The sequence below is a fragment of the Longispora fulva genome (assembly GCF_015751905.1).
In the GTDB taxonomy this organism is placed as follows: domain Bacteria; phylum Actinomycetota; class Actinomycetes; order Mycobacteriales; family Micromonosporaceae; genus Longispora; species Longispora fulva.
Map to the genome: position 1 here is coordinate 8,277,242 of NZ_JADOUF010000001.1, position 16,286 is coordinate 8,293,527.

The following is a 16,286-nucleotide window of genomic DNA, read 5'->3' on the forward strand; positions in this document are numbered from 1 at the left end:
TCCGACCCTTCCGGCACGCGTTTCCACCGGTGCTGATGCGCGCCCCAGTCCGGCGGCGTCCGCCCCGCCCGCGATCGGCGTCGCGGGTCCGGTGCCCGGTCGGGCCGCTCTAGGAGAGGACGTGGGATTCCGTGCGTGCTGCCCTGATCAAGGCTCTCCCCGCGGTGTTGCGGGAGAACGCGGACGGCCTCGGTGAGAAGGTCGCGTTCTCCGACGACCGGCGGTCGGTCACCTACCGGGATCTGGAGACGCGTACCCGTCGGCTGGCGGGGCATCTCGTCGGCCTCGGCGTCCAACGGGGCGACCGGGTGATGATCTGTCTGCGCAACAGTGTGGACATGGTCGAGAGCTACCTGGCTATCGTGCGCGCCGGAGCCGTCGGGGTGCCGGTCAATCCCGCCTCCACCCACGCCGAACTGTCCTATCTCCTCGCCGACAGCGGCGCGGTGCTCGTCATCACCGATCCCGTGCACGCGCCCGACTTCCGGCACGCGCCCCAGGTGCTGGTCACGGGGGACACCCCCGCCAGTTCCTACGACGCGCTCGCCGCGACCGAACCCGCCCATGCGGCCCCGGACGACCTTGACCTGGACGACGTGGCGTGGATGTTCTACACGTCCGGGACCACGGGAAAGCCGAAGGGCGTGTTGTCCAGCCAGCGCAACTGCCTCTACTCGGTCGCCGCGAGCTACGTGCCCATCCCGGGGCTGTCGGCCGCCGACCGGGTGCTGTGGCCGCTCCCCTTGTTCCACAGCCTGTCCCACATCGCCTGCGTGCTGTCGGTGACCGTCGTCGGCGCCACGGCGCGCATCATGGACACCCCCTCCGCCGAGGAGGTCCTGACGGCGGTGCGCGAGACCCGCGCCACATTCCTGGCCGGCGTGCCCACGACGTACCACCATCTCGTGCAGGCGCGGCAGCAGAACCCCTTCTCTCTTCCGGACCTGCGGATCGGGCTCGTCGGGGGAGCGGTCGCCGGCCCCGAGCTGTGCCGCTCGTTCCGCGAGAGCTTCGGGATCCCGCTCGTCGACGCCTACGGCAGCACCGAGACCTGCGGCGCGATCACGATGAACCCGCCCGGCGGCGCCCGCGTCGACGGGTCCTGCGGCCTCCCGGTGCCCGGAGTGGACGTCCGGCTCGTCGACCCGGACGCCGGGCGGGACGTCCCCGACGGGGTCGAGGGCGAGGTGTGGGTCAGCGGCCCGAACGTCATGGCCGGCTACCACAACAGGCCCGAGGCGACGGCGGCGGCGCTCCGGGACGGCTGGTACCGCACCGGTGACCTGGCCCGACGGGACGCCGCCGGCTACTTCACGGTCTGCGGCAGGATCTCGGACCTGATCATCCGGGGCGGGGAGAACGTACACCCCGAGGAGATCGAGGCGGCCCTCCGCGACATCCCGGGGGTCGTGGACGTCGGCGTGGCCGGCCGGCCGCACGAGGTGCTCGGCGAGGTGCCCGTCGCCTACGTCGTGCCGGGGACCTCCGGCGTCGACATGGGTGCGGTGATCGAGCGGTGTCGTCGGGAGCTGTCGGCGTTCAAGGTTCCCGAGGAGGTCTACGAGGTCGTCAGCGTGCCGCGGACGGCGTCGGGGAAGATCCAGCGGCGTCGGCTGGCCGGTCAGCCGGGCGTGCTGCGGTACACGGCGAGCGGGCGTCACGACGGGGTACTGGGCGTCGAGTGGGTTCCCGCGCCGATCCACCACCGGCCCGATGCCGGGGCGTTCGAGCGGCCCGGGGTCGCACCCGCCTCCTGGGCGTTCGTGGGTCCCCGCGCCGCCGAGGTCGCCGCCGAGTGGCAGGACGTGGTGGGGCCGTCCGCGAGCCACCCGGACCTGGGGTCGGCGGGCGCGGCGGAGGTGACGGTGCTCCTGCCGCTCGATGGCGTGGACCCTGAGGAGCTGGCCGCGTGGGCGGCCCGCACCGGGACGGGCCGGCTGGTCGTCCTCACCCGCGGCGCCGTGGCCGTATCGGCGCAGGACGGGCCGGTGGACCCGGCCCAGGCCGCCGCCGCGGCCTGTGCGGCCCGGATGGGCGGGACCGTGGACCTGGACGACGGACTGTCGGCCGAAGCCGTGCACGCCGCGATCCTCCTCGACGAGCCGCGGTCGGCGGTGCGGTCCGGCGGGATCCTCGTGCCCCGCCTGGTCCGCCAGCCGGTCGTCGACCGGCCGATGCGTGGTTCGTGGCCGGGCGCGGACGGCGTCGTGGTGGTGACCGGTGCGGGCACCGCGCGGGGTGCGGCGGTGGCGCGTCACCTCGCTTCCGTGCACCCGACCGCGCGACTGTTGCTCGTGTCCACTGCGGACACGCTGGCTCGGGCGGGGTCGGCCGACGACGCGCCTGCTCAGCCCGGGGCTGCCGCCGCCACACCTGGGCAGCTGGGGTCCGCTGCCGACACGCCCGGGCAGTGGGTGTCCGCCGACGACGCGGTGTCGGTCGCCGCGGCCGGCCAGGTGACCGCGGTGTTCCTCGCCGACGGCGACCTGGACCTGGCCCGGGCGCTGAGCGTCGCCGCGGAGTCCGATCGGACCGCGTTCATCGCGATCGCCGACTCCCCGGAGTTCACCGACGCACCGGCCGGTCCCGACGGCGTGGACACGGTCGTCCAGGAACGCCGACGGCGAGGCCTGCGCGGATCGACCCTGGCCTGGCGTGCCAAGGACTCCGGTCCGCACTGGGAACGCGACGGGCTGTTCGCGGTCGACACCCTGCTCGCCGTACCGGACTCCCCGCCCCTGTTCGCCGCCCGCCCGCGCCAGCCGGATCCGGGGGCGCGGGTGCCGGCGCTGCTCCGCGGCCTGTTCCCGGAGCCGTCCGCCCAAGCCGGCCCCGACGACACGACGACAGCGGCGCTGCTGGCCGAGCTGTCCACTCTGGATGGCCACGCTCAGCTGGCCAGGCTCGAGGCGTTGGTCCGTGCCCAGACTGCCGCCGCGCTCGACTGGCCCGACTCCGCACGCGTCCCGGCGGACAGCTCCTTCCGCGACCTCGGCCTCACCTCCGTCGCGATCGTCGAACTGCGCAGACGGCTACTGGTGGAGACGGGCCTGAAACTGCCGACGGGAGTGGCTTTCGACCACCCGACGCCGCGCGGGTTGGCCGCGCACCTGCATGCCGTGCTCCTCGGGGACGCGCCGCTGGCGACGGAGGCTGACACGGTGTCCGATCCGGATGAACTGGTGGCGATCGTCGGGATGGCCTGCCGGCTGCCGGGCGGGATCGCCGGGCCGGACGACCTGTGGCGCCTGGTCAGCGAGGGGCGCGACGCTTCGGTGCCGTTCCCGGCCGACCGTGGCTGGGACCTGGGGCGGCTCTTCGACGCCGACGCCGACCGGGCCGGTACCTCGTACGTCGACCGGGGCGGGTTCCTCGAGGGCGCCGCGGAGTTCGACGCGGACTTCTTCGGCATCTCCCCCCGCGAGGCGCTGGCCATGGACCCCCAGCAGCGGCTGCTGCTGGAGACCTCGTGGGAGGCGCTGGAGCACGCCGGGATCGACGCGTCCCGGTTGAAGGGCACCGACGTCGGCGTCTTCTCCGGCGTGATGGACCAGGGATACGGCACCGCCGGCGCGGTGCCGGAGGAGCTGGAGGCCTTCGTGACGACGGGTACCGCCTCCAGCGTCGCGTCCGGCCGGGTCTCCTACGTGTTCGGTTTCCAGGGGCCGGCGATCACCGTGGACACGGCCTGCTCCTCGTCGCTGGTCGCCCTGCACCTGGCCGCCCAGGCCCTGCGGCACGGCGAGTGCTCGCTGGCGTTGGCCGGCGGTGCCACGGTGATGGCCACGCCCCGGACGTTCGTCGAGTTCTCCCGGCAGCGGGCACTGGCCGGCGACGGCCGGTGCAAGTCCTTCGCCTCCGCCGCCGACGGCACCGGCTGGGCCGAGGGCGCCGGCGTGCTGGTTCTCGAACGCCTGCGCGACGCCCGGCGGCACGGGCACCGGATCCTGGCCGTCCTGCGCGGCTCCGCGGTGAACCAGGACGGCGCCTCCAACGGCCTCACCGCCCCCAGCGGCCAGGCGCAGCAGCGGGTCATCCGGCAGGCACTGCGCTCGGCGGGGCTGGGTCCGGCGGACATCGACGCGGTCGAGGGACACGGGACGGGGACCGTGCTGGGCGACCCGATCGAGGCCGAGGCGCTGCTGGCCACGTACGGCCAGGGCAGGGAAGAGCCGCTGTGGCTCGGTTCGCTGAAGTCGAACGTCGGCCACACCCAGGCCGCGGCCGGCGTCGTCGGCGTGATCAAGATGATCGAGGCGCTGCGGCACGCCGTCCTGCCGGCCACGCTCAACGTGGACGAGCCGACCTCGCGGGTCGACTGGTCGACCGGTGCGGTGGCGCTGCTGACCGAGAGCAGGTCGTGGCCGGACAGCGGTCGGCCGCGGCGTGCCGGGGTCTCCAGCTTCGGTCTGAGCGGGACGAACGCGCACGTGATCCTGGAGGAGGCACCGCAGCCGTCTTCCGTTCTGCCTGCCGGCCCGATCCCTTCGGCTGTACCCGTGGCGTCGCCACCGGTCGTGCCGCTCGTCGTGTCCGCCCGCGGTGCGGAGGCGCTGCGCCGGCAGGCCCGACGGCTGGCCGACGTCGTCGAGACCGCCGACGAGTGGACTGACGTCGCCAGGGCCCTGATCGACCGGCGGACGGTCATGAACGAGCGCGCGGTGGTGCTCGCCAGCTCGCGCGACGAGGCGCTGGCCGGCCTGCGGGCCCTGGCGTCGGACGAGCCCAACCCTCTCGTGGTGCGGGGCGGCGTCGCCGCCTCGGACGGATCCTCGGGTGTCGTCCTCGTCTTCCCCGGCCAGGGATCACAGTGGATCGGGATGGGGCGCGAACTGCTCGACACGTCGCCGGTGTTCGCCGAACTGGTCGGCGAGTGCGCCCGGCACGCCGAACGGTGGGTCGACTGGTCGCTGCTCGACGTCCTCCGCGGCGAGGCCGACGTCGAGCTGCTGGAGCGCGTCGACGTCGTCCAGGTCGCCAGTTTCACGATGATGGTGGGCCTCGCGGCGGTGTGGGCGGCCGCGGGGGTGCGACCCGACGCGGTCGTCGGCCACTCGCAAGGGGAGATCGCCGCGGCGTACGTGGCCGGAGCCCTCTCGCTGGCGGACGCCATGCGGGTCGTCGCGGTGCGCAGCCAGGCGATCGCCGCGACGCTGTCGGGTCGAGGCGGCATGGCCTCGGCCCCTCTCGAGGCCTCCGACGCCGAGGCCCTGGTGGAGAAGTGGGCCGGTCGGGTGCAGGTCGCCGCGGTCAACGGCCCGTCCTCGGTGGTCCTGTCCGGTGAGACGGAGGCCCTGGAGGAGGCGCTGAACGCGCTGACCGAGCGGGGCGTCGAGGTCCGGCGGGTGGCGGTCGACTACGCGTCGCACAGCAGCCAGGTGGAGATCATCCGGGAGAGCCTGGCCGTGGCGCTGGAGGGTCTGCTGCCCGGGGCGCCGACCGTGCCGTTCCATTCGACCGTCACCCTGAGCCGGGTCGAGGACGCCGGGGTGCTGGACGGCGACTACTGGTACCGCAACCTGCGCGAACCCGTCCGCTTCGGTCCCACCATCGCCCGCCTCCTGAGCCAGGGCTTCACAGCGTTCGTCGAGATCAGCGCCCATCCGGTACTCGTCCAACCGGTCGCGGCGACGGTCGACGAGGCGCGGGAGAACGCTGTCGTGGCCGGTTCGCTGCGGCGCAACGACGGCGGCCTCCGTCGCCTGGCGCTGTCCATGGCCGAGCTGTTCGTCCGGGGCGTGGCCGTGGACTGGCGCGGCATGCTCCCGACCGTCGACAGTGGCGGGTGGGTCGAGCTGCCGACGTACCCCTTCGAGCGGCAGCGCTTCTGGCTGCGCCCGGAGCCCGTCGCCGACGCGTCGCGGCTGGGCCTGGCGGAGACCGGACACCCGCTGCTCGGCGCGCTCGTGGGACTGCCAGAGTCCGGCGGCCTCGTGGCCACCGCCCGGTGGTCGGTGGCGGGGCTCCCGTGGCTCTCCGCCGACGCCCCGGCCGGCGACACCATCCCGGTGCCCGAGGCGGCCCTGGTGGAGCTGGCACTGCGGGTGGGTGACGAGGTCGACGCACCGGTCGTCGACGAGCTGACCATCGACCGGCAGGTCACGGTGCCCCGGCAGGGCGGCCGCGACGTCCGGATCGTGGTCGGCGGGCCGGACCCCTCGGGGCGGCGGCAGATCGACGTCTATTCCCGCACCGAAGCGGCCCACGAGGAGTGGACGCGTCACGCCACCGGCACTCTGGCCAGGGCCGCCGCCATGCCGGGGGCGTCGAAGACCGACGCTTCGGTCGAGGTCGCTCTCGACGACGCGGCGCTGCCGGACGCGCACAGATACGGGATCCATCCGGTACTGCTCGACGCCGCGGTCCGCACGGCGCTCTCCCCGGGCCTGCGCGCCAGGAGTTGGCGGGGCGTCCAGCTGCTGGCCTCGGGTGCGTCCGCTGTGGACGTCCGGTCGACGGCCGACGGCCAGCGGGCGTTCCGCCTCGAGCTGGCCGGTCCGACCGGGCAGCCGGTCATGGTGGTGGACAAGGTCGTGGCCGAGCCCGTGGAGCTGGCCCCGGTCACCGTCGCAGGCTCCCCGGCCGGGCTGTTCCGCGTCGACTGGGTCGACCACCCGATGCCGCCCGGCTCCGCGGCCCGCCCGGCCGCACAGTACGTCACCGGTGTCGACGACGTCGCCGCCGCGACGGCCGACCTGCTGGTCCACGAGGTCGACACCGCGGCGGGCGACCCGTGTGCCGTGGTCACGACGGTGCTCGGCGTGCTGCAGGCGTTCGTCGCCCGGCCGGCCCGGGACGACGCCCGACTGGTGGTCGTCACGCCGGAGGGCGAGGAGATCGCCGCGGCCGCCGTGTGGGGGCTGGTGCGTTCGGCACAGTCGGAACATCCCGGTCGGCTCGTCCTCGTGGCGACCGACGCCGCTTCCAGGGCGGCCGGGACGGTGATGGCGGCGGCGCTGACCGGCGAACCGCAGCTGCGGCTGCGGGATGGCCGGGCGTCGGTCCCCCGGCTCGCCCGCCTTGCCCCGGTCGCGACACCCGCCGTGGCTCGACCAATCAGCCCGGCCGCGACATCCCCTGAAGCCGGGCCGCTCGACCAGGCCGTGACTTCGCCCGGAGCCCGCCCGCTCGCCCCGGCCGCGACACCCGCCGGAGCCAGGCCGCTCGATCCCGAAGGCACGGTTCTGATCACCGGCGGCACCGGAACCCTCGCGGCCGTGACCGCCCGGCACCTCGTCATCGAGCACGGGGTCCGGAACCTGATCCTGGCCAGCCGCAGTGGCCCCGCAGCCGAGGGTGCCGCCGAGCTGCGCGACGACCTGGTCGCGCTCGGCGCGAACGTCCAGCTCGCCGCCGTCGACGTGGCGGACCGGGTCCAGCTGGCGGCCCTGCTGGAGGCGGTGCCGGCGGAGCGACCGCTGACGGCCGTCGTGCACACCGCCGGGGTACTCGACGACGCCGTCGTCACGGCACTGAGCGCGGAACGGTTCGGCACGGTGTTCCGCCCGAAGCTGGACGCGGCCCGGCACCTGCACGACCTGACCCGCGACCTCGACCTCGCGGCGTTCGTGATGTATTCCTCGGCCGCCGGCGTGCTCGGCAATCCGGGCCAGGGCAACTACGCCGCCGCCAACGCCGCGGTGGACGCGCTGGCTGGGGAACGCCGGCGCGCCGGCCTGCCGGCCGTGTCCCTCGCCTGGGGCTACTGGGAGCAGGCCAGTGGCCTCACCCGCCACCTGGGCCAGGCCGACCTGCGGCGAAACCAGGGCATCGGCATGGTCGGACTGTCCAACGAGGACGGGATGGCGTTGCTGGACCGGGCGCTCCGGGGCGACACCGACGCCGCGCTGGTGGCCGCGGGATTCGACCTGACGGCGCTGCGTGCCGCCGACGACACCCGGATGCCGCCGGTACTCCGCGGCCTCGTCCCCGCCAGGCGACCGGTCGCCAGGGCCGCCGCCCGGACCGGGACGTCGCTGGCCGAGCGGATCCGGGCGTTGCCGACGGCGGAACAGCAGCTCGACGCCCTGCTCGACCTGGTGCGCCGGCAGTGCGCCCTCGTCCTCGGCCACGCGAACATCGACGCCGTCCGGGTCGACCGGACGTTCAAGGAATCGGGCTTCGACTCGCTCACCGCGCTCGAACTGCGCAACCGGCTCGCCTCGGCGACCGGCCTGACGCTGTCCCCGGCGATGATCTTCGACTACCCGCGGCCCAAGGCGCTCGCCGGTCACCTGCGGACCAAGATCCTCGGCGAGGCGGCGGGTCGGCCGGCGACCGGGCGGACCGGGTCTGCGGTCGACGAGCCGATCGCCATCGTCTCGATGGCCTGCCGGTTCCCCGGCGGGGTGCGCAGCCCCGAGGACCTGTGGCGGGTACTCAGCGGGGAGATCGACGCGGTCACCGAGTTCCCCGCGGACCGCGGCTGGGACATCGAGCGGCTGTTCGATCCCGACCCGGACCATCCGGGTACCACCTATGTCCGGCACGGTGCGTTCCTCGACGACGCCGCCGGGTTCGACGCCGCGTTCTTCGGCATCTCGCCGCACGAGGCGTTGGCGATGGACCCCCAGCAGCGCCTGCTGATGGAGACCTCCTGGGAGCTGTTCGAGCGGGCCGGCATCGACCCCTCCGGCCTGTCCGGCCAGGACGTCGGCGTGTTCGTGGGGGTCAACAGCCACGACTGGACCGTGCGCACCCACTACGCGTCCGACGTCGAGGGTTTCCGGCTGACCGGCGGCTCCGGCAGCGTCATCTCGGGGCGGGTGGCCTACCACCTGGGCCTCGAGGGCCCGGCGATCACCGTCGACACCGCATGCTCCTCCTCGCTGGTCGCCCTGCACCTGGCCGCGCAGTCCGTGCGCAACGGCGAGTGCTCGATGGCGCTCGCCGGTGGCGTGATGGTGATGGGCACCGTGGAGACCTTCGTCGAGTTCTCCCGGCAGCGCGGGCTGGCGCCGGACGGTCGGTGCAAGGCCTTCGCCGACGCCGCGGACGGCACCGGCTGGTCGGAGGGGGTCGGGCTGCTGCTGGTCGAGCCGCTGTCCCAGGCCCGCGAGCGCGGGCACCACGTGTTGGCGGTGCTGCGGGGCACGGCCGTGAACCAGGACGGCGCGTCCAACGGCCTGACGGCTCCGAACGGTCCGGCGCAGCAACGCGTGATCCGCCGGGCGCTCACCGCCGCCGGTCTGCGCCCCGACGAGGTCGACGCCGTGGAGGGGCACGGCACCGGTACCACGCTCGGCGACCCGATCGAGGCGCACGCGCTGCTGGAGGCCTACGGCAGGGACCGCCCGGCCGACCGCCCGCTCTGGCTCGGGTCGGTGAAGTCGAACATCGGTCACACCCAGGCGGCGGCCGGCGTGGCCGGGGTGATCAAGATGGTGCTGGCGATGCGGCACGGCGTCCTGCCCAGGACGCTGCACGTCGATGCGCCCTCGACCCACGTGGACTGGTCGGCGGGCGCGGTCCAGCTGCTCACCGAGGCCCGGGACTGGCCGCGCGACGGGCGTCCGCGCCGGGCGGGGGTGTCCTCGTTCGGCATCGGCGGCACGAACGCCCACGTGATCATCGAACAGGCCGCCGACCAGGCGGAACCACACCGGACCGAGCCGATCCAGGTCGAGCCGAACCACGCCGAGTTGAATCACGTCGAGGCGAGCCAGACCGAGCCACACCAGGTCGACTCGGACCTCGCCGCGTCGGAGTCGTCCCACCACGATGCCTGGGTACCGGTCCCGCTGTCCGGCCGCACCCCAGCGGCGTTGCGCGCCCAGGCCGGCCGGCTCGCGGGCTTCCTGGAGTCCCGCCCGGAGGTGGCCGTCGCCGACGCCGCCCTCGCGCTCGCCACCGCCCGGGCGCACCTGGACCGGCGAGCGGTCCTCGTCGTCCGGCACCGCGAGCGGCTCGTCGCCGATCTCCGGGCACTGGAGGGCGGCTCGGTTCCCGCCGTCGGCGGCGCACCGGTCGACGGCAAGCTGGCCTTCCTCTTCACCGGGCAGGGCAGCCAGTGGGCCGGTATGGGTCGTGAGCTGGCGGCGACGTTCCCGGTCTTCGCCGAGGCGTTCTCCGAGGCGTGTGGTGCCGTGGAGAAGCACTGGGCGGGTCACGCCGTGGAGCGGTTGTCCGACGTCGTCTTCGCCGCGGCGGGATCGGACGTCAGCCAGCTGATCGACCAGACCATGTACACGCAGGCCGGCCTGTTCGCCCTGGAGACGGCGCTGTACCGCCTCTACGCCTCGTGGGGGGTGCGCCCGGACTTCGTCGCGGGACACTCCCTCGGCGAGCTCACGGCCGCGCACGTCAGCGGGGTGCTCGGTCTGGACGAGGCCGGGGAACTGGTCGCCGTGCGGGCCCGGCTGATGCAGGCGTTGCCGACCGGCGGGGCGATGGTCGCGGTCCAGGCGACCGAGGCCGAGGTCACGCCGCTGTTGGCGGACGCGCCGGGCGTCATCGACGTCGCGGCGGTGAACAGCGCCCGGTCGCTGGTGCTCTCCGGTGACGAGGCCGCCGTGCGGTGGGTGATGCAGGATCTCGCCCAGCTCGGCCGCAAGACCCGCAGGCTGCCGGTGAGCCACGCCTTCCACTCGCCGCTGGTGCGGCCCATGCTCGCGGAGTTCCGCGCGGTCGCCGAGTCGTTGACGTACCGGTCGGGTGTGGTGCCGGCGGTGTCCGCCGTCACCGGTCGGCTGGACACCGAGCAGCGGTGGGCGACCGCCGACTACTGGGTCGGGCAGGTCCGGGCGGCGGTGCGGTTCGGGGACGCCGTCGGCACGCTGCGCGATCACGGGGTCTCGACGTTCCTGGAGCTGGGGCCGGGCGGCGTCCTGACCGCGATGGCCGCGGAGACCGTGGACGCGTCCGCGTGCGTCGCCACGCTCCGCAAGGATGGCCGGGAAGCCGCCGACGTCGTCGCCGCACTGGGGGAACTGCACGTCCGCGGCGTGGCGCTGGACTGGCCGGCGGTCCTCGACCGGCCGGCCGGGTCCGCGGCGGTCCTCGCGACGCAGCTGCCCACCTACGCCTTCCAGAGCCGGCGGTTCTGGGTCGACGAGACGCGCACGGTGGCCGAGGTCGCCACCTCCGTGCCGGGTCCGACGGTCGAGGACGCCGACGAGAGGGAACCCCGGTTGGCGGACCGCTCGCGGGGCGACCGCGTGCGCGTCGTCCTCGACCTGATCCGGGAGTCCGCGGCGATCGTCCTGGGCTACCGGGAGGGCGAACTCGACGAGTTCGACGACGACCAGTCGTTCAAGGGCCTCGGGTTCGACTCGCTCGGCGGGGTCCGGCTCCGCAACCGGCTGCGCGACCTCACGGGTGTCGACCTGCCCGCGACGTCGGTCTTCGACTACCCGACACCGAGGGCCCTGGCGGCGTACCTGGTGGCGGAGCTCTCCGGTGGGTCTGCGGCCCCGACCGGCCCGGTTCCGGCGCGGGCGGTGGACCTCGACGAGCCCGTCGCGATCATCGGGATGAGCGTCCGGCTGCCCGGGGGCGTGGAGAGCCCCGAGGAGCTGTGGCGGCTCGTCGCCGAGGGCCGCGACGCGATCTCCGACTTCCCGACCGACCGGGGCTGGGACGTCGACCGGCTCTACCACCCGGATCCCGCGCACGCCGGGACCAGTTACACCCGCTCGGGGGGCTTCCTCTACGACGCCGCGCAGTTCGACGCCGGGCTGTTCGGGATCTCCCCGCGCGAGGCGCTGGCGATGGACCCGCAGCAACGCCTGCTCCTGGAGGCCTCCTGGGAGGCCCTGGAACGCGCCGGCATCGACCCGCTGTCCGCCCAGGGCCAGGAGGTCGGCGTGTTCACCGGGATCGTGCACCACGACTACGCGACCCGGCTGCACCGGATCCCCGAGGAGGTCCAGGGGTACGTCATGACCGGCACCTCGCCGAGCGTCGCGTCGGGCCGGATCTCGTACGTGTTCGGATTCGAGGGGCCGGCGGTGACCGTCGACACCGCGTGCTCCTCGTCGCTGGTCGCGATCCACCTGGCCGCCCAGGCGCTGCGGCGGGGCGAGTGCACGATGGCCCTGGCCGGCGGTGCCACGGTGATGTCCAGCCCGGACGCGTTCCTCGAGTTCTCCCGCCAGCGCGGGCTGTCCGCCGACGGCCGGTGCAAGGCCTTCTCGTCGGACGCGGACGGCACCGGCTGGTCCGAGGGCGTCGGCGTCGTGGTCCTGGAGCGGCTCTCGGTGGCTGTGGAGCGTGGCCACCGGGTGCTGGCCGTGGTCCGCGGGTCCGCCGTCAACCAGGACGGCGCGTCCAACGGCCTGACCGCGCCGAACGGCCCGTCGCAGCAACGGGTGATCCGGCGGGCCCTCGCATCGGCCGACCTGGGCCCGGCGGACATCGACGTCGTGGAGGCGCACGGGACCGGGACGATGCTGGGCGACCCGATCGAGGCCCAGGCGCTGCTCGCGACGTACGGGCGGGGCCGGGATCCGCAGCTGCCGCTGTGGCTCGGGTCGTTGAAGTCGAACATCGGGCACACCCAGGCCGCCGCGGGCGTGGCCGGTGTGATCAAGATGGTCGAGGCGCTGCGGCACGGCGTCCTGCCCGCGACGATGCACGTCGGGGAGCCCACGGCGCAGGTCGACTGGTCCTCCGGCGCCGTCCGGCTGTTGACCGAGGCTCGGGAGTGGCCGCAGACCGGCCGCCCGCGCCGGGCCGCGGTCTCCGCCTTCGGAGCCAGCGGCACCAACGCGCACCTGATCCTCGAGGAGGCCCCGCGCGAACAGGTCCCGGGCTCCACCGGGACCCCGCCACCGTCGGGCGTCGTGCCGTTGGTGGTCTCCGCCAGGACCGCCCGGTCGCTGGCCGCGCAGGCCACCCGGCTGACCGGCTTCCTGGAGGGCGGAGCAGGGTCGGCCCTGCCTGCGACGGCGTCGGCGCTGGCCCGGAACCGGGCGACCCTGTCGGAGCGGGCCGTCGTCCTGGCCGGAACGCGCGAGGAGGCGCTGGAAGGTCTGGCCGCGCTCGCCCGCGGTGAGCTGGCACCCAACCTGACCACGGGAACGGTGGTCGGATCCGGTGCGCCGGGCCGGCTCGTGTTCGTCTTCCCCGGCCAGGGTTCGCAATGGGCCGGCATGGGGCGGGCGCTGCTGGAGACCTCCCGGGTGTTCCGGGACCGGATCGAGGAGTGCGCGCGGGCGTTCGAGCCCTGGGTGGACTGGTCGTTGGTCGACGTCCTGCGCGGCGAGGTGGACGAAGGGACGCTCGAGCGGGTGGACGTCGTCCAGCCGGCGAGCTTCGCCATGATGGTCGCACTCGCAGCGCTCTGGGAGTCGACGGGCGTCGTGCCCGACGCGGTGCTGGGACACTCCCAGGGCGAGATCGCTGCGGCGTGCGTCGCCGGGGCGCTGTCCTTGGCGGACGCGGCCCGCATCGTCGCGGTACGCAGCCAGGCGATCGCTGCCACCCTGTCGGGCCGGGGCGGCATGGCGTCGGTGATGCTCGGCGTGGACGAGGTGCGCGACCGGCTCGCGGCCTGGGACGGCCGACTCGAGGTGGCCGTGGTGAACGGGCCGGCCGCCGTCGTGATCGCCGGCGACCAGGAGGCGCTGACCGAGGCTCTCGAGTCGCTGGCCGGCGACGGGGTCCGGGCCCGGCTGGTGCCCGTCGACTACGCCTCCCACACCCGTCACGTCGAGGACATCGAGGACGCGCTGGCCCAGGCGCTGGCCGCGATCGACGCCGGGACGCCGAGCGTTCCCTTCTACTCGACGGTGACCGGTGGCTGGCTCGACGGCGCAGAACCCCTCGACAGCGGGTACTGGTACCGGAACCTGCGCCGACCGGTCGGCTTCGGTCCGGCGGTCGCGGACCTGTTGACGCAGGGCTTCGGGGTGTTCCTGGAGGTCAGCGCGCATCCGGTCCTGGTGCAGCCGATGACGGACATCGTCGATGACGTCCAGCGGCCGCAGGGCGGCGTCCGGCCGGTCGTCGGCGGCACCCTGCGCCGCGATGTCGACGGCTCCGCGTGCTTCCTGTCCTCGGCCGCGCGGCTGTTCGTCAGCGGCGTCCCGGTCGACTGGACGTCGACCCTGCCCGTGGCTCCCGCGGCCGACCTGCCCACCTACGCCTTCGAGCACCAGCACTACTGGCTGCGGGAGGCCACCACCGACGCCGATCAGACGGTCACCAGCGCCGACGCCGGTTTCTGGACCGCGGTCGACGGGGCGGACTCCGACGGCCTCGCCGGGTTGCTGCGGCTGTCCGCCGGCCAGAGCGAGGCCCTCAGCACCGTCCTGCCGGCCCTCGTCGACTGGCGGAGGGCCAGCCAGAGCCGGTCGACCGCGGAGAGGTTGCGGTACGCCGTCGACTGGGTTCCGCTCCAGCGTGAGGCTCTGGGCGTACCCGCCGGCAGGTGGCTCGTGGTCGGGCCCGGCGGCGACGGTACCCTCCTGGAGACCCTGCGGAGCAAGGGCCTGGACCTGGTGTCGCTCGAGGTCGCAGCGGACACGACCCGGTCTGATCTCGTTGATCTGCTCACTCCGCTGCTCGCCGCGCACGACGTGTCGGGGGTGTTGTCCCTGCTCGCGCTCGACGACGGCGCGCAGGACCCGACGGCGCTGACGGTGTCCACCCTCACCCTGATCCAGGCGCTCGGCACGGCGGGGGCCACCGCGCCGCTGTGGTGCCTGACCCGCGGTGCGGTGAACGTCGGCATCCGCGACTCCTTGTCCGCGCCGGCGCAGGCCGCGCTGTGGGGCCTGGGCCGGGCGGCGGCGCTCGAGCGGCTCGACCGTTGGGGCGGGCTGATCGACATGCCCGCCGAGTCCGACGGCCGGGCCGTCGGGCACCTGCTCGGCGTCCTGAACGGGGCGTCGGGTGAGGACCAACTGGCGATCCGGCGCTCCGGGGTCTACGTCAGGCGCCTGCGGCGCGGATCCCCGGCCGCCGAAACGGTCGGCGACCGCCACTGGCAGCCGCGGGACACGGTCGTGGTGACCGGCGGAGCCGAGGGGCTCGGGCGGCACGTCTCGCTGTGGCTCGCGCAATCCGGGGCCGAGCGACTGGTGGTCACCACCAGCGCCCGCACCCCCGACGGGAGCGTCGGCGCCCTGCGGGACGGGCTGGCGGAGCTGGGCCTGGACACGGTCGTCGCGTCGTGCGAGGACTCCGACCGGGACACGTTGGCCGGGCTCCTCACCCGGACCCCGGACCAGCCGGTGACCGCGGTCGTGCACGCCGCCGACATGTCCCAGACGAGCGCCCTCGACGACACCGGCGGGGCGGACGTCGCCGACGTCTTCCGCGCCAAGGTGGACACCGCCGTCTGGCTGGGCGACGTGCTGGCCGACGTGCCGCTCGACGCGTTCGTCGTGTTCTCCTCGATCGCCGGAATCTGGGGCGGCGGCGGGCAGGCGACCTCCGGGGCGGCGAACGCCGTCCTGGACGCCGTGGTCGACGGGCTCCGCACCCGCGGCGTCCCCGCGATGTCACTCGCGTGGGGTGCGCTGACCGAGGCCGGCGTGGGCATGGACGAGGCGACGCTGGCCCAACTGCGGCGACGCGGTGTCATCCCCATGACCCCCGAGACGGCGCTGGCCGTGCTGGCGCAGGCGGCGCGGGGCGACGCGAAGTCGGTGGTCGTCGCCGACATGGACTGGAACGCGTTCATCGTGCCGTTCACCTCGGTCCGCGACAGCCCGCTGTTCGCCGACCTGCCCGAGGCGGCGGCGGCGATCGAGGCGGCCCAGCCGTCCGGCGACTCCGGGGACACCGCGTCCTCACTCGTGAGTTCGCTGCGTGCCGTGGCGGAGGCCGAACAGGATCGGATCCTGCTCCGGCTGGTGCGGAGCCAGGCTTCCGTGGTCCTCGGGCACGGCGGCGCCGACGGGATCGGCCCGGCCCAGGCGTTCCAGGAGGTCGGGTTCGACTCCCTGGCCGCGGTCAACTTCCGCAACAGCCTGATCGCCGCCACCGGACTGCGGCTGCCGGCCACCCTGGTCTTCGACTACCCGACCCCGCAGGCGCTGGTCGTGCACCTGCGGTCGGAACTGCTCGGCGCCTCCGACGAGCTGGAAGCCCGCGAGGACGACATTCGACGGGTACTGGCCGGGGTGCCGTTCGAGCGGTTCAAGGCGGCCGGCGTCCTGGAGGCGCTCCTCAGCCTGGCCGACGAGGACCCGGACCCCGACGCGACGGCCGGCGGGGACGGTGGCGCCCCGCCGCCCGACGCCGTCGACGACGAGCTCATCGACGCGTTGGACGTCAACAGCCTGATCGAACGCGCGCTCGGAACCCTGAGCTGACCGGCAGGACGGTGTCACATGGAT

1 protein-coding gene is annotated in these 16,286 nt (G+C 74.3%); it reads left to right on the forward strand.

The window, feature by feature from the left end; all coding sequences use genetic code 11:
• Positions 1-131 precede the first annotated feature (131 nt).
• Positions 132-16,262: a type I polyketide synthase gene (locus tag IW245_RS38365; protein WP_197007949.1), complete on the forward strand. Its 16,131-nt coding sequence runs from the start codon at positions 132-134 to the stop codon at positions 16,260-16,262.
• Positions 16,263-16,286: the final 24 nt, after the last annotated feature.